This window comes from Burkholderia sp. AW33-5 (genome assembly GCF_053427615.1).
Map to the genome: position 1 here is coordinate 330516 of NZ_JBSAXA010000003.1, position 14604 is coordinate 345119.

Below are 14604 nucleotides of genomic sequence, written 5' to 3' on the forward strand. Positions count from 1 at the left end.
CACGATTCCCTTTCCACGGAGCCCGCATGAAGCACCTGCTGTCCCGGCTGTTCGTCAGCGCCGCGCTCGTCGCGCTTGTTCCGGTGCTGCCGGCGCAGGCCGCGACGCCGCCCGGCATCTTCGTCGTCGCCACCCAGCTCGGCGAATTCACGACTCTCGACCCGAGCGAAATCTACGAACTCGTGCCGTCCGAGTACGTCGCGAACACCTACGAACGGCTCGTGCGGGTCGACCTGAAGGACCCGACGCGCTTCGACGGGCAGATCGCGCAATCCTGGTCGGTCGGCGCCGACGGCGTCACCTACACGTTCAAGCTGCGCCCCGGCCTCACGTTCCACTCCGGCAACCCGGTCACCGCCGACGACGTCGCGTGGTCGCTGCAGCGCACCATCCTGCTCGACAAGGGCCCGGCCGGCGTGCTCGCCGATCTCGGCCTCACGAAGGCGAACGTGATGCAGAAGGTGCGCGCGGTCGACCCGCAGACCTTCGTGCTCGAAACCGACCACAAGTACGCGCCGAGCTTCGTGCTCAACGTGCTGAGCGCGTGTCCGGCGTCGGTGCTCGACAAGAAGCTGCTGATGTCGCATCAGCAGGGCAGCGATTTCGGCAGCGCCTGGCTGAAGACCAAGGACGCGGGCTCGGGCCCGTACCAGCTCGTCAAGTGGACGCCGAACGAAAGCATCGTGCTGCAGCGTTTCGACAAGTACCGCGCGCCGTACCCGATGAAACGCGTCGTGCTGCGCCACGTGCCCGAGGCCTCCGCGCAGCGGTTGCTGCTGGAAAACGGCGACGTCGACGCCGCGCGCAACCTGAGCCCCGACAGCCTCGCCTCGCTGACCAAGGCCGGCAAGATCAAGGTCGCGTCGTGGCCGGTGTCCGCGCTGCTGTACCTGAGCCTGAATACGAAGAACCCGAATCTCGCGAAGCCCGACGTGCAACAGGCGATGAAGTGGCTGGTCGACTACGACGGCATCCAGCGCAACATCGTCAGCACGACGTACAAAGTGCACGAGACCTTCCTGCCCGAAGGCTTCCTCGGCACGCTGAATTCGAATCCGTACAAGCTCAACGTCGCGAAGGCGAAGGCGCTGCTCGCGAAGGCCGGCTTGCCGAACGGCTTCGACGTGACGATGGACATGCCAAACGATTATCCGTACCTCGAGATCGCACAGGCACTGCAGGCGAACTTCGCGCAGGGCGGCATCCGCGTGAAGCTGATCCCGGGCGATGCGAAGCAGGCGATCGGCAAGTACCGCGCGCGCCAGCACGACATCTTCATCGGCGAATGGTCGCCCGACTACATGGACCCGAACAGCAACGCGCGCGGCTTCGCCTGGAATCCCGACAATTCCGATCAGTCGAAGACGAAGATGCTCGCATGGCGCAACAGCTGGGACATCCCGCAACTGACGAAGGACACCGAGGCCGCGCTCGTCGAGCCGTCGCCCGCGAAGCGCGCACAGCGTTACGAGGCGCTGCAGAAGGCCGTGCTCGCGAACTCGCCGTTCATCATCATGTTCGAGAAGGTCGTGCAGGTCGCGACGCGCCCCGGCACGACCGGGCCGGAGATCGGGCCGATCAACGATCTGGTGTCGTACCGTACGCTGAAAAAGTAAGTTCGCGACGCTGCCCGCGCGGCCGCTCCGGCTTGCCGCGGGCGGTGTCGTCCCACCTGCGCCACACCCGCTGTTCAATTGAACGCGGCCCATACGAGATACGCGTTCAGCCCGACGATCACGACGGTGGCCGTGCCGGCGACGATACGCAGCGGCATCCGCATCGCGTAGCGCCCCATCACGTCCGTCCGCGCCGACAGAACGAGCAGCGCGATCATCGGCATCGGCAGGACGAAGCTCAGTACCACCTGGCTGGCGACCATCGCACGCGTGACGTCACACCCGCACGCGACCACCACGAACGCGGGCGCGATCGTCACCACTCGCCGTACCCAGACCGACAGACGGCGTCGGATGAATCCTTGCATCACGACCTGGCCCGCCATCGTGCCGACGACCGAGCTGGACACGCCCGACGTGAGCAACGCGACGAGAAACAGCACGCCGGCCGCTGGTCCGAGCACGGGGATCAGCGTGTGATAGGCAGCGCCGATGTCGGCCGTTCCCGGCGCGCTCGCATGGAATGCCGACGACGCCATCATCACCATCGCAATGTTCACGAACCCGGCGAGGCCCAGCGCAACGACGACCTCGCGGTTCGAGAATCGCATGAGCCGGCGCCGCTCGCTTTCATCGCGCGTTGCGTTGCGATCCTGCGTGAGGCCCGAATGCAGATACAGCGTGTGCGGCATGATCGTCGCGCCGATGATCCCGACCGCGATCGTCAGCGCCGCATGATCGGGAATCTGCGGGACAACCAGATGGAATGCAGCCGCGTGCCAGTCCTGCGGCGCAATCAGAAGTTCACCGAGATAGCATGCGCCGATCACGCCGACCAATGCTGCGATCGCGGCTTCCAACGGCCGGAAGCCGCGCTTCTCGAGCGCGAGGATCGCGAAGGTCGCGAGCGCCGTCGCGGTCATCCCCGCGAACAGCGACAGGTGACACAGCAGTCCGAACGCGAGCGCACCGCCGAGAAACTCGGCAAGATCGGTCGCCATCGCGGCGATCTCGGACGCAATCCACATGCCCCACACCAGCGGCACGGGGAAATGGTCGCGGCACAGCTGCGCCAGGTTTCGGCCGGTCACGATGCCGAGCTTCGCCGACATCGCCTGGAACAGCATCGCAATCGCATTCGCGGCAAGGACTACCCACAGAAGCCGGTAGCCGTACGCGGCGCCGGCCTGGATGTTGGTCGCAAAGTTGCCGGGATCCATGTAGCCGATCGACGCGATCACGGCTGGGCCGACGAACGGCAGCAGCGCGGCGATGCCGGTGCGGCGCCCTTCCAGCGCGGCGCGCGCCGCGCCGTCGCTACGCTCGGTGGACAGGCCGGACAGCGCGAGACCGCCGGCGGATTTGCTCGGGACGGGAATCATGGTCGGGTTCCGTTCTCAAGGTGAAGGATTCCTTAATATCTGCCGCCGCGACCGGCCGTGGCCGCGGCGGCGGCGTTACAGCGGCACGACGTCGGGACGGTTGCGCGGAAAACGCGCGAGCACGTCGGGCGCGATGTTCAGGTGCGCCTCGACGAGCTTCGGCGGCGTATGCGCGAGCCAGTCGGACAGCGACACCTCCGCGTAGCGGTCCGTCTTGAAGATCTCGAGAAACACGAGATCGGTGTTGCCGGTGTTCTGCACGTAGTGCCCGAGACTCTTCTTCACGTAACCGACGTCGCCCGGGCGAAAATCCGCCGTCTGCGCCTTCGGCCCCGTGTCGAACACGGTCATCCGCGCCTCGCCCTGCAGGTAGTACTGCCATTCGTCCGCATTCGGATGCCAGTGCAGTTCGCGCATGCCGCCCGGATGCACGGTGACGAGCGCCGCCGCGACCGTCTTCGACACGTCGAAATTCGTGCTGTCGGCAATCCGCACTTCGCCGCCGCGCGTCTTCTTGAACGGCTTCATGTCGCCGAGCGAGAAGATGAACGGATGCGGCGGCGTGCCGGCCGACGAAGCGGATGCCCGCTGCGCGTCCGCGAGCGGCCCGGGCTCGTCCCCCTGGAAGATCCACAGGTTGTCGAGCGGAATGTTCCTGAATGCGTCGGCCGCCACGCCGAAGTTGAGCGCGAGCACGTCGGGCGGCGTATGCGCGACCCAGTCGGTCAGCAGCAGTGTGTTGAATTCCGATGCGCGACCGTTGTCGAATGCGAGCAGAAATTCGGCGCCATCGGTGCCGATGCCCTGCAGCGAATGCGGGAGGCCGGGCGGGAAATACCAGAGATCGCCCGTTTTCACGTCCTGCACCGACGGCCGCCCCTGCTCGTCGAGCACGGTGATGCGGCAACGGCCGTCGAGCATGATCGCCCACTCGGCCTGCTGGTGCCAGTGCATCTCGCGAATGCCACCGCGCGTGAGCCGCATGTTCACGCCGGAAATGGTTTCGGAAATCGCGAAATCGTCCTGCGTGACTTCTCGCGCCCATCCGCCGTTTTGAATGCGTTTATGTGCGTTATTGAACGACGCCCAGAATAACGGCATGCCGTTTATATCGGTGGCCGGCGGATTCTGAAAAGACGGGAACTGATTCGACAATGCGGGGTTTTGCGGCCCCGGGTCGGTCAATCCCTGCTTGTTGCGCGCGTTTATCGCGCCTTCCGGCGGGCTGTCCGGATTACCGAACGAAGCGGCCTTCGCCGTTACTGCGATGCCTGCGGCGGCGATCGCGCCGGCCGTACTCGTCAACATCCTGCGTCGAGAAAGATTCGTCATGTTTCCCTCTTCACCATTTCGGAAAATCGAATATTCACTCCGGACATTCACCACTTTCTTGTTTATCGAAAAGCAGCGCGCCGTGACGCAAGTTAAATACAAGTCGACTTAAAAATTAAATGAATTATTAACCTGAATTAATGATTTCTTCTGATTCGGTCGGCATTCTGTAATTATTGCGGCGCCGCGGCAGTGGGTACTTCGATAGCGGTCAATGCACAGCATATGAGTGTGGCGGTTCGGTATGTGGGCCGAATCCGCCCTCTGGCGCCCCTCCATGGAACTATCATCATGCGCAACACGATAGTTTTTATCCGCTGGCGCGAATGATTTTGGCTTTGTTAGATGGATGACACCGAATCATCCAATGACAAATATCTAACAGCCCGATGACCTGCGCGTTCGCCCATACCGTCGAATCCCGCTTTGCCGACCTGACGCCGACCGCGAAGCGCATCGCGAGCTACATGCTCGCGAACCTCGACCGTCTCGGGCTCGAAACGGCCGACCAGATCGCGCAGCAGACCGGCACCAGCGGCATCTCCGTCGGTCGCTTCCTGCGCAGCATCGGCTACCGGAACCTCGACGACCTGAAACGCGAGCTGCGCGGCGGCAGCGACCGCCCGTGGATGATCACCGACCGCCTCGACGAATACCGCCGCACCGCCGGCGCGCACGCGAACGCCGGCGACAGCGACCATGGCGACGGCACGCTTGCATCGTCGCTCGATCGCGAGCTCGATGCGATCCGCCACGTCTACCGGCTCGCGGAAGACCCCGTGTTCGCGCAGGTCGCGGACCGGATCGCGCATGCCGACGCCGTATTCATCCTCGGCATCCAGTCAACCCGCGGCATCAGCAACGCGTTCAGCAGTTATCTGGAATACCTGCGCCCGCGCGTGTTCTATTCCGACGGCCAGTCGGGCTCGTACGTCGACTCGCTGAATTCCGAGTTCGAGCGGCCGTACTGCGTCGTCACCGATACGCGCGCCTATTCGCGCAGCGCGCGCCGCTATTGCCAGGCGGCCGCCGAACGCGGCCAGCCGTTCGCGCTGGTCACCGATCTCTATTGCCCGTGGGCGCGCGAATGGCCGGCCGACCTGCTGCAGGTGAAGACCGACGTCGGCCAGTTCTGGGATTCGCTCGCGCCGCTCACGTGCCTGTTCAACCTGCTGATCACCGCCGTGGTCGACCGCCTCGGTCCCGCGATCGACCGGCGCGTCGCGCGCAACCGCGAACTGCAGCGCACCTTCGACCAATTCGAATCCTGAGCGCCCCGAATGCCGATGCCGTCTCCCCGCCTCGTCGAAATCACGCCCGCCACGCATCGCGTCGAGATCGATCTCGTCTACGCGACCGAGCGCAACCTGACCGGCAAGCCGATCTATCGTCGCGCGCACTGCCTGCTGCTCGAGCCGGCCGAGGCCGCGCTGCGCCGCGCGGTCGACGTCGCGGCGCAAGCCGGCTTCACGCTGCGCATCTACGACGCGTACCGGCCGCCGCAGGCGCAACAGGTGCTGTGGGATTTCCTGCCCGATCCGAACTTCGTCGCCGATCTCGGCCGCGGCTCGAACCACAGCCGCGGCACCGCGCTCGACCTGACGCTCGTCGGCGCGAACGGCGAGCCGCTCGACATGGGCACCGGCTTCGACGAGATGGTGGCCGCGTCGGGCCACTTCCACCCGGGGCTGCCCGAAGCCGTGCAACGCAACCGGCTGCTGCTGCTCGGCGTGATGCGCGCAGCCGGCTTCGCGCATATCGACAGCGAATGGTGGCACTACGAACTGCCCGGTTCGCATGCGTTGCCGCAGATCGACAACGCGGCGAGCGGCCCGTGGTGCCTGATGTAACGACGATGCACGTTTCTTTCACCATTCCCGTTCAACGACCTCAACGACACATGGAGAAGCGCACATGCAACCCCTGACCTCCCGGCTCGTCGCGGCACTCGCCACCGCATCCGTGCTCGCCGCCGTTCCGCTTTCCGCCGCACGCGCGGAAACGCCGAAGGACATGTTCGTGATGGCCACGCTGCTCGACGAATTCACGACGCTCGATCCCGGCGAGATCTACGAACTGGTGCCGGAGGAATACGTCGCGAACACGTACGACCGGCTCGTGCGCGTCGACCTGCGCGATCCGTCGAAATTCAACGGCGACGTCGCGCAGTCGTGGACGGTGAGCGCCGACGGGCTGACCTATACGTTCAAGCTGCGCGCGGGCCTCAAGTTCCACTCGGGCAACCCGCTGACGGCCGACGACGTCGCCTGGTCGATCCAGCGCGCGGTGCTGCTCGACAAGGGTCCGGCCGCCGTGCTGACCGGCATCGGCCTCACGAAGGCGAACGTCGCCGCGAACGTGAAGAAGCTCGACGATCAGACGGTGTCGATCACGACCGACCACAAATACGCGCCGACCTTCGTGCTGAACGTGCTCGGCTCGTGGCCCGCGTCGGTGCTCGACAGGAAGCTGCTGCTGTCGCACCAGCAAGGCAACGACTTCGGCAACGCGTGGCTGAAGACCAACGAGGCCGGCTCCGGCGCGTACAAGCTGGTCAAGTGGTCGGCCGGCGACAGCATCGTGCTGCAGCGTTTCGACGGCTACCGCCTGCCGCTCGCGATGAAGCGCATCGTGCTGCGCCACGTGCCCGAAGCGGCGAGCCAGCGCCTGCTGCTGGAAAACGGCGACGTCGACGCGGCGCGCGACCTGAGCCCGGACGATCTCGCGTCGGTCGTGAAATCCGGCAAGGCGAAGGTCGCGGCATCGCCGCAGGCGACGCTGCTGTATCTCGGCCTGAACACGAAGAACCCGACGCTCGCGAAGCCCGACGTGCAGGAAGCGCTGAAGTGGCTGGTCGACTATTCCGGAATCCAGACCAACGTCGTGAAGACGACCTACAAGGTGCACCAGACTTTCCTGCCCGAAGGCTTCCTCGGCACGCTGAATGCGAATCCGTACAAGCTCGACGTCGCGAAGGCGAAGGCGCTGCTCGCGAAGGCCGGCGTGCCGAACGGCTTCGCGGTGACGATGGACGTGCGCAACGACTATCCGTACACGGAGATCGCGCAGGCCGTGCAGGCGAACTTCGCGCAGGCGGGCGTCAAGGTGCAGCTGATCCCCGGCGACAACAAGCAGACGCTCGCGAAATACCGCGCGCGCCAGCACGACATCTACATCGGCGAATGGTCGGCCGACTACATCGACCCGCACAGCAACGCGCAGGGTTTTGCATGGAACCCCGACAACTCCGACAAGTCGAGCTATAAAATGCTGGCCTGGCGCAACAGCTGGGACATTCCGCAACTGACGAAGGAGACCGACACCGCGCTCGCCGAGCCGACCGCCGCGCAACGCGCGCAACGGTATCAGGCGATGCAGAAGGACATGCTCGCGCGTTCGCCGTTCGTGATCATGTTCCAGAAGGTCGCGCAGGTCGCGACGCGGCCCGGCGTGAGCGGACTCGAAGTCGGACCGATCAACGATCTCGTGTCGTACCGTAACCTGAAGAAGCAATAAGATTCACCGCATGTCGACTCCCGCCTCCTCCCTCGAAGCGCTGCGCACGCTGCCCGCGCGGCGCCCGGCCGTACGCTGGGCGCTGCGCGTGCTGCGCTGGGCGCTCACGCTCGCCGTCACGTTCGCGGGGCTGCTCGCGCTGACGTTCGTGATCGGCCGCAAGGTGCCGATCGATCCCGTGCTCGCGATCCTCGGCGATCGCGCGTCGGCCGAGGCGTACGCGGCCGAGCGCATCGCGCTCGGCCTCGACAAGCCGCTCGCCACGCAATTCCTGATCTACGCGCGCGACGTGCTGCACGGCAATCTCGGGATGTCGCTGCTGACGTCGAACCCGGTGCTCGACGACATCCGACGCGTGTTCCCCGCCACGCTCGAACTCGCGACGATCGCGACGCTGATCGGCATCGCGATCGGCGTGCCGCTCGGCGTCGCGGCCGCGGTGAAGCACAACCGGCCGATCGACCACATCGCGCGCTTCGTCGGCCTGATCGGCAATTCGGTGCCGGTGTTCTGGCTCGGGCTGATGGGGCTGCTGCTGTTCTATGCGCGGCTGCACTGGGTCGGCGGCCCCGGCCGGCTCGATCCCGTGTACGACGGCATGGTCGACCCGCGCACGGGCAGCCTGCTGATCGACTCGGCGCTCGCGGGCGAGTGGGACGTGTTCCGCAACGCGGTGTCGCACATCGCGCTGCCGGCCGCGATCCTCGGCTACTACTCGGTCGCGTACCTGAGCCGGATGACGCGCTCCTTCATGCTCGACCAGCTGAGCCAGGAATACATCGTCACCGCGCGCGCGAAGGGCCTGTCCGAGCGCCGCGTGATCTGGCGGCATGCGTTCGGCAACATCGCGGTGCCGCTCCTGACCGTGATCGCGCTCACGTACAGCAACCTGCTCGAGGGTTCGGTGCTGACCGAGATCGTGTTCGCGTGGCCGGGGCTCGGCTCGTACCTGACCGGCGCGCTGCTGAACGCCGACATGAACGCGGTGCTCGGCGCGACGCTCGTGATCGGCGCGATGTTCATCACCGTCAACCTGCTGACCGACGCGCTGTACCGCGTGTTCGATCCGCGTGCGCGCTGAGGGCCGCCGCGACATGACCGCTTCCACCCTGCTTCTTTCACCGTCCATGCCGAAGGTCGTCCGATCATGAATGCCGAGCGTCTCACGCTGCGCGCGTGGCTGCTTTCCGATGCGCCCGCGTCGCGCTCGCAGGCCGCGTTCGGCCTCGCATATCGCCGCTGGCGCCGCTTCGCCGCCAATCCGCTCAACCTGTTCGGGCTCGCGATCCTGGTCGCGCTGATCGTCGTCGCCCTCGTCGGCCCGCTGATCATGCCGCACGATCCGCTGCGCCAGGTGCTGTCCGACCGCCTGCTGCCGCCCGGCTCGCCGTCGCACTGGCTCGGCACCGACCAGCTCGGCCGCGACATCCTCTCGCGGCTGATCGAAGGCTCGCGCCTCACGCTCGGCATCGCGATGCTCGTCGTCGTGATCGTCGTGCCGATCGGACTCCTGATCGGCACGACGGCCGGCTATTGCGGCGGTTTCGTCGACAGCGTGCTGATGCGCATCACCGACATCGCGCTCGCGTTCCCGAAGATCGTGCTCGCGCTCGCATTCGCGGCCGCGCTCGGGCCCGGCGTGATCAACGCGGTCGTCGCGATCTCGATCACCGCGTGGCCCGCGTATGCGCGGCTCGCGCGCGCGGAGACGATCCGCATCGCGCAGGCCGATTACATCCACGCGGCGCGCCTGCAAGGCGCATCGGGCCCGCGGATTTTGCTGCGCTACATCGTGCCGCTGTGCATGTCGTCGGTGATCGTGCGCGCGACGCTCGACATGGCCGGCATCATCCTGACCGTCGCGGGCCTCGGCTTCCTCGGCCTCGGCGCGCAGCCGCCGAGCCCCGAATGGGGCTTCATGGTCGCGTCGGGCCGCAACGTGCTGCTCGACGCGTGGTGGGTCGCGACGCTGCCCGGCGCGGCGATCCTGCTCGTCAGCCTCGCGTTCAACCTGCTCGGCGACGGGCTGCGCGACGTCTTCGATCCGCGTCATGGAGCGTGACATGCAACCGAATTCCGTCAACGCGCCCGCGCCGCTCTGCGAGATCGACGGCCTGAAGATCGGGTTTCGCGGGCACGACGGCGTCGTGTCCGACGCGGTGCGCGACCTGTCGCTGACGCTCGCCCCCGGCGAACGGCTCGGCATCGTCGGCGAATCCGGCTCCGGCAAATCGCTGACGGGCCGCGCGCTGCTCGGCCTGCTGCCCGAAGCCGCGCGCTGGTCGGCCCGCACGATGCGCTTCGCCGGCCGCGACCTGCTCGCGATGTCGGCGAGCGAACGCCGGCGCCTGTGCGGCAGCCAGATGGGAATGATCCTGCAGGATCCGAAATATTCGCTGAACCCGGTGATGACCGTCGCGAAGCAGATGGGCGAAGCATTCCGGCTGCACGAGCCGGGGTTGCGCGGCCGCGCGCTGCGCGAGCGGATCGTCGAGGCGCTCGCCGCCGTGCAGATTCGCGATCCGGCGCGCGTCGCCGATGCGTATCCGCACGAGCTGTCGGGCGGCATGGGCCAGCGCGTGATGATCGCGATGATGGTGTCGACCGGCCCGCGCCTGCTGATCGCCGACGAGCCGACGTCCGCGCTCGACGTCGCGGTGTCGATGCAGGTGCTCGCGGTGCTCGACGCGATGATCGCGCGGCACGGCACGGGCCTGATGTTCATCAGCCACGACCTGCCGCTCGTGATGTCGTTCTGCGATCGCGTCGCGGTGATGTATGCGGGCCGCGTCGTCGAAACCTGCGCCGCGCGCGACCTGCGCGACGCGACGCATCCATACACCCGCGGGCTGCTCGCGGCGAATCCGCCGCTCGCGAACCCGCCCGACGAACTGCCGGTGCTGCGGCGCGACCCGGCGTGGCTCGACGCCGCTTCGCCCGCATCGTCGTCGGCCGAATCCAGGGAGGCCGCACGATGATCGACGTCGATCACGCCTCGATCCGTTTTCCGACCCGCACCGGCCATGTCGACGCCGTGCGCGATGCCAGCTTCGCGGTACGCGACGGCGAGGTCTTCGGGCTCGTCGGCGAATCGGGCTCCGGCAAGTCGACGCTGCTGCGCGCGCTGACCGGCCTCGTGCCGCTCGCGGGCGGCAGCCTGTCGATCGACGGCCGGCCCGTCGGCGGCACGCCCGACCGCGCATTCCGCCGCCACGTGCAGATGGTGTTCCAGGATCCGTACGCGTCGCTGCATCCGCGCTTCACGGTCGACCAGACGCTGCGCGAGCCGCTGTCGATCCACCGGATCGACGACGCCGACGCGCGCATCGCCCGCGCGCTGTCCGAAGTCGGGCTCGGCCCGGCGTTCCGCTTCCGCTATCCGCACCAGCTGTCGGGCGGCCAGCGCCAGCGTGTCGCGATCGCACGCGCGCTGATCGTCGAGCCGCGCGTGCTGCTGCTCGACGAGCCGACCTCCGCGCTCGACGTATCGGTGCAGGCCGAGATCCTGAACCTGCTGCGCCGCCTGCATCGCGAACGCAACCTGACGATGATCCTCGTGAGCCACAATCTCGCGGTGATCGGCTTCCTGTGCCAGCGCGTCGCGGTGATGCAGCATGGCGAGATCGTCGAACAGCTGCGGATCGAGGACGTTCGCGCCGGACAGGTCGCACGCGACTACACGCGCACGCTGCTGCGCGCGACCGAAGGCTACCGACGCCTCGATCCGGTTGCCTGACATGTGCGCGACGCGCGGGCGTGCGATACTCGGCACCCCGTGCGTCGGCGCGCCAGTGCACCGGCGCGCCGACGGATGGAACCCTCGCGCGCCGCGCGGGTCCATTTCCTTTCGTCAACAGCTCAACAGCAATAGGGAGGCGTTCATGCTGCAATTCATCGAAACCCTGGTGGTCGGGCTCATCGTCGGCCTCCTCGCCCGTGCGCTCAAGCCCGGCGACGACAAGATGGGCATCCTGATGACCGTCGTGCTCGGCGTCGTCGGCTCGCTCGTCGCGGGCTACGTCGGCCGCGCCGCCGGCTGGTATGCGCCGGGCCAGGGCGCCGGCTGGATCGCGTCGATCATCGGCGCGATCGTGCTGCTCGTGATCGTCGGCGCGGTGCGCAAGCGCGCGGGCTGACCGCCGCATCGCCCGCGTCGATACGCAACGGCCGCTCGTTACACGAGCGGCCGTTTTCTTTATGCACGCCGCAATTCGCACCTTCGTCGAATCGTTGAGTCCTCAACGATTCACTCGCAAACCCCCGGTTCACTGGCCGGATCGCCGCGCCCTTACGCCATCGGCAATACCCTGACTTGCGGCCGCACAAATTTGGGATAAATTGATTGGAGGAATACGGCGTCATTTGATCGTTGCCGTTATTTCCCGTTTTTCATTCAAGAGGTCCAATGGAATTGCCGTTTACGCATACAGCACCGCAGCGTTGACGGACTGCCATTCGAGCGGCCCCGCTGCGACGCGCTTCCTCTCTGGAGCCTGTCATGAAGCATCGCCTGTTTGCCGCCTCGTTTGCCCTGGCTGCCTCGCTTCTGGCGTCGTCCTCATCTTTTGCCGCCGGCGCGTCCGGCGTTATCCACTTCACCGGCATGATCGTCGAGCCGCCGTGCTCGTTCGCGCTCGACACGGCCGACGCCGCGCACGCGCACGTGCGCCCCGACTGCCCGCGCCCGGCGAGCGGGCAAGTCGCGTTCGTCGACGCGGCCAGCCTGCGCACGATCAAGACCACGACCTTTACGCAGGCCTCGCGCGCAATCGTTTTACCCGATCGTGCGGGCGGCACGCATGCGCCGATGATCGCCATCGTGACGTACCAGTAACACCCGCTGCCGGAGGCGTCGCGCGTCAGTCGCGATGGCAGGCGATCCAGTCGCTGAACGCGCGGATCTTCTGCTGGCTGCCGATGCTCTCCGGGTAGACGAAGAAATAACGGGCGCCGGTTTCGAGCACGATGTCGAACGGCCGTTCGAGCCGGCGCGCGCTGACGTCGTCGTCGACGAGCGTCACGTCGCCGATCGCGACGCCGAAACCCTGCATCGCCGCGTTCGTCGCGAGATCGAGCGTGTCGAAGGTCGGCCCGCGCTCCGCGTCGACGGCGCGCTCGCCCGCGTGATCGAGCCACGCGCGCCAGTCGCGGTGGTCGCGCGTCGGATGCAGCAGCGTATGGTGCGCGAGATCGCCGACCGCATCGAGCGGCGCGGCCTGCCGCAGCTCGGGCGCGCACACCGGCGTCAAGCGTTCGTCGAACAGCGGCAGCGCGAAGACACCGGGGCCCGGCGACGTACCGTAGACGACCGCCGCATCGAACGGCTCGGTCGAGAAATCGACGACGTGCTGCCACGCGGTCGTGATCTGCACGTGGAGTTCGGGATGCTCGCCCTGGAAGCGCATGATGCGCGGCAGCATCCAGCGCATCACGCAGGTCGGCACCTTCAGCGCGAGATCGGTGCGCTGCCGCGTGAGCTTCATCGAAATGTCCTCGATCCGCGCGAAGCTCTCGTTGACCACCGGCAGCAATTGCTCGCCCTCCGCCGTCAGCGTGAGGCCCTTCGCGTGCCGTTTGAACAGCGGAAAGCCGTAGTGCGCCTCGAGTGTCTGGATCTGCCGGCTCACCGCGCCCTGCGTGAGGCACAGCTGCTCGGCCGCGCGCGTGAAGCTGCGGTGGCGGGCCACCGTCGAGAAGATCTGCAGCGCGTGCAGGGGCGGAAGTCGGCGCATGACGAAGGGGGTAGACGGATCGACCGCACCGAACGACGGCGCGGCAAGGCCGCGCGCCGACACCGGCGCGCGTTGATCGACACGATAAGCCAAACGCCGGCTTTACGCGAGGTGCGGCGCGCGCTCAGGCCGTGGCGGCGAACGCGCCCGTCGCGATGCGCGCCGCCGACGCGACGACGTCCGCGCGTGCGGCCGCGTCGGCACGCGGTTGCGTGAACGACACGGCCAGCACGATCGGCGCGCGCGACGGCGGCCACAGCACCGCGACGTCGGTCGTCGTGCCGTAGCCGCCGGTGCCGGTTTTGTCCGCGATGCGCCAGCCGGGCGGCACGCCGGCTGCGATCCCGGTCGCGCCGCGCGCGCCGCCGGTCATCCATTCCGTGAGCTGCGCACGCTGCGGTTCGCGCAGCGTATCGCCGAGCAGCAACCGCTGCAGCGTGTCGACCATCGCGACCGGTGTCGACGTATCACGCTCGTCGCGAGGCGCCGCCTGGTTCAGTTCGGGTTCCCAGCGATCGAGCCGGAACACGGTGTCGCCGCTTTCGTGCGCGAACGACGTGACGGCCTGCGGGCCGCCGAGCACGCCCATCAGCAGGTTCCCGGCGCCCTTGTCGCCCGACTGCAGCATCGCCGTGCAGAGCTGCGCGATCGTCATCCCCGTGTCGACGTGGCTTTCCGTCACCGGCGAGCCGGCCACGACTTCATAGCGGCGATACAGGATGCGGCGCGGCAACAGCGACGCGTCGAGCGAGCCGCGCGCGAGTATCGCGGCGGCGGCGACGACCGCATAGGTGCCGCACAGCGGGAAGCGCTCGCGCGCGTGATGCGCGATGCGCGTGCCGCTCGACGTATCGAGCGCGGCGACGCCGAGCCGGCCGTTCGACGCTTGTTCGAGCGCGGCGAGTTCGGCCTGGGCGGCATGTGCGCGCCCCTGCTCGGCGACGGGCGCCGACGAGCACGCGGCGACGAACGGCGCGGCGACGGCGGCGAGCAACAGCGAGCGGCGTGTCGGAGAATGTTCCATGG

Annotated in this window: 14 protein-coding genes; 10 read left to right on the top strand and 4 right to left on the bottom strand. The window is 67.1% G+C overall.

Going from position 1 to position 14604, the window contains the following annotated elements; genetic code table 11:
• The first annotated feature begins 26 nt into the window (after positions 1 to 26).
• Positions 27 to 1616, top strand: a complete 1590-nt coding sequence (locus ACV22V_RS08315) for an ABC transporter substrate-binding protein (RefSeq protein WP_448013521.1) — start codon at positions 27 to 29, stop codon at positions 1614 to 1616.
• 74 nt (positions 1617 to 1690) lie between these two features.
• Here ACV22V_RS08315 and ACV22V_RS08320 read toward each other — a convergent pair whose 3' ends face one another.
• On the bottom strand, positions 1691 to 2998 hold the full coding sequence (locus ACV22V_RS08320) for an Nramp family divalent metal transporter (protein WP_223962059.1): 1308 nt from the start codon (positions 2996 to 2998) through the stop codon (positions 1691 to 1693).
• Positions 2999 to 3073: 75 nt separating this feature from the next.
• The gene (locus ACV22V_RS08325; protein WP_059533932.1) at positions 3074 to 4330 is read right to left on the bottom strand and encodes an oxalate decarboxylase family bicupin; all 1257 of its coding nucleotides are present in this window, start codon (positions 4328 to 4330) and stop codon (positions 3074 to 3076) included.
• 389 nt (positions 4331 to 4719) lie between these two features.
• On the opposite strand from ACV22V_RS08325, the gene sapR reads away from it, so the two are divergent.
• The 9 genes from sapR to ACV22V_RS08370 all read left to right on the top strand — a co-directional run bounded on the left by sapR (position 4720) and on the right by ACV22V_RS08370 (position 12680).
• On the top strand, positions 4720 to 5601 hold the full coding sequence (gene sapR / locus ACV22V_RS08330) for a sap1 transcriptional regulator SapR (protein ID WP_448013522.1): 882 nt from the start codon (positions 4720 to 4722) through the stop codon (positions 5599 to 5601).
• Between the two features lie 15 nt (positions 5602 to 5616).
• A complete protein-coding gene (gene ddpX / locus ACV22V_RS08335; RefSeq protein ID WP_448013523.1) occupies positions 5617 to 6180 on the top strand; it encodes a D-alanyl-D-alanine dipeptidase in 564 nt (187 codons plus the stop codon).
• A 64-nt stretch (positions 6181 to 6244) separates the two neighbouring features.
• A complete protein-coding gene (locus ACV22V_RS08340) occupies positions 6245 to 7846 on the top strand; it encodes an ABC transporter substrate-binding protein (RefSeq protein WP_448013524.1) in 1602 nt (533 codons plus the stop codon).
• Positions 7847 to 7856: 10 nt separating this feature from the next.
• Complete coding sequence (locus tag ACV22V_RS08345; RefSeq protein WP_448013525.1) at positions 7857 to 8927, top strand: ABC transporter permease; 1071 nt, start codon at positions 7857 to 7859, stop codon at positions 8925 to 8927.
• A gap of 66 nt (positions 8928 to 8993) precedes the next feature.
• A complete protein-coding gene (gene nikC, locus ACV22V_RS08350) occupies positions 8994 to 9908 on the top strand; it encodes a nickel transporter permease (protein WP_059451140.1) in 915 nt (304 codons plus the stop codon).
• 1 nt (position 9909) lies between these two features.
• Entirely contained in the window at positions 9910 to 10824 is a 915-nt protein-coding gene (locus ACV22V_RS08355; RefSeq protein ID WP_059691314.1) for an ABC transporter ATP-binding protein, read from the top strand.
• The gene (locus ACV22V_RS08360; RefSeq protein WP_044843242.1) at positions 10821 to 11582 is read left to right on the top strand and encodes an ABC transporter ATP-binding protein; all 762 of its coding nucleotides are present in this window, start codon (positions 10821 to 10823) and stop codon (positions 11580 to 11582) included. The genes ACV22V_RS08355 and ACV22V_RS08360 overlap by 4 nt, the downstream gene beginning before the upstream one ends.
• Before the next feature lie 145 nt (positions 11583 to 11727).
• The gene (locus tag ACV22V_RS08365) at positions 11728 to 11982 is read left to right on the top strand and encodes a GlsB/YeaQ/YmgE family stress response membrane protein (protein ID WP_057924918.1); all 255 of its coding nucleotides are present in this window, start codon (positions 11728 to 11730) and stop codon (positions 11980 to 11982) included.
• A 362-nt stretch (positions 11983 to 12344) separates the two neighbouring features.
• Positions 12345 to 12680, top strand: a complete 336-nt coding sequence (locus ACV22V_RS08370; protein WP_448013526.1) for a type 1 fimbrial protein — start codon at positions 12345 to 12347, stop codon at positions 12678 to 12680.
• Between the two features lie 25 nt (positions 12681 to 12705).
• On the opposite strand, the gene ACV22V_RS08375 is transcribed toward ACV22V_RS08370, so the two are convergent.
• Both ACV22V_RS08375 and bla read right to left on the bottom strand, forming a co-directional pair.
• Positions 12706 to 13578 carry a LysR substrate-binding domain-containing protein gene (locus tag ACV22V_RS08375; protein WP_175909545.1) on the bottom strand — a complete coding sequence of 291 codons (873 nt, stop codon included), beginning with the start codon at positions 13576 to 13578 and terminating at the stop codon, positions 12706 to 12708.
• A gap of 124 nt (positions 13579 to 13702) precedes the next feature.
• Positions 13703 to 14602: a class A beta-lactamase gene (bla, locus tag ACV22V_RS08380; RefSeq protein WP_448013527.1), complete on the bottom strand. Its 900-nt coding sequence runs from the start codon at positions 14600 to 14602 to the stop codon at positions 13703 to 13705.
• Positions 14603 to 14604: the final 2 nt, after the last annotated feature.

Excerpts from the sequence above, each read along its gene's own strand:
- ACV22V_RS08345 (WP_448013525.1), top strand. The coding sequence starts at position 7,857 with ATGTCGACTCCCGCCTCCTCCCTCGAAGCGCTGCGCACGCTGCCCGCG.
- ACV22V_RS08360 (WP_044843242.1), top strand. The coding sequence starts at position 10,821 with ATGATCGACGTCGATCACGCCTCGATCCGTTTTCCGACCCGCACCGGC.
- ACV22V_RS08375 (WP_175909545.1), bottom strand. The coding sequence starts at position 13,578 with ATGCGCCGACTTCCGCCCCTGCACGCGCTGCAGATCTTCTCGACGGTG.
- ACV22V_RS08315 (WP_448013521.1), top strand. The coding sequence starts at position 27 with ATGAAGCACCTGCTGTCCCGGCTGTTCGTCAGCGCCGCGCTCGTCGCG.
- ddpX (WP_448013523.1), top strand. The coding sequence starts at position 5,617 with ATGCCGTCTCCCCGCCTCGTCGAAATCACGCCCGCCACGCATCGCGTC.
- ACV22V_RS08340 (WP_448013524.1), top strand. The coding sequence starts at position 6,245 with ATGCAACCCCTGACCTCCCGGCTCGTCGCGGCACTCGCCACCGCATCC.
- ACV22V_RS08325 (WP_059533932.1), bottom strand. The coding sequence starts at position 4,330 with ATGACGAATCTTTCTCGACGCAGGATGTTGACGAGTACGGCCGGCGCG.
- ACV22V_RS08355 (WP_059691314.1), top strand. The coding sequence starts at position 9,910 with ATGCAACCGAATTCCGTCAACGCGCCCGCGCCGCTCTGCGAGATCGAC.
- ACV22V_RS08365 (WP_057924918.1), top strand. The coding sequence starts at position 11,728 with ATGCTGCAATTCATCGAAACCCTGGTGGTCGGGCTCATCGTCGGCCTC.
- sapR (WP_448013522.1), top strand. The coding sequence starts at position 4,720 with ATGACCTGCGCGTTCGCCCATACCGTCGAATCCCGCTTTGCCGACCTG.
- bla (WP_448013527.1), bottom strand. The coding sequence starts at position 14,602 with ATGGAACATTCTCCGACACGCCGCTCGCTGTTGCTCGCCGCCGTCGCC.
- ACV22V_RS08370 (WP_448013526.1), top strand. The coding sequence starts at position 12,345 with ATGAAGCATCGCCTGTTTGCCGCCTCGTTTGCCCTGGCTGCCTCGCTT.
- ACV22V_RS08320 (WP_223962059.1), bottom strand. The coding sequence starts at position 2,998 with ATGATTCCCGTCCCGAGCAAATCCGCCGGCGGTCTCGCGCTGTCCGGC.
- nikC (WP_059451140.1), top strand. The coding sequence starts at position 8,994 with ATGAATGCCGAGCGTCTCACGCTGCGCGCGTGGCTGCTTTCCGATGCG.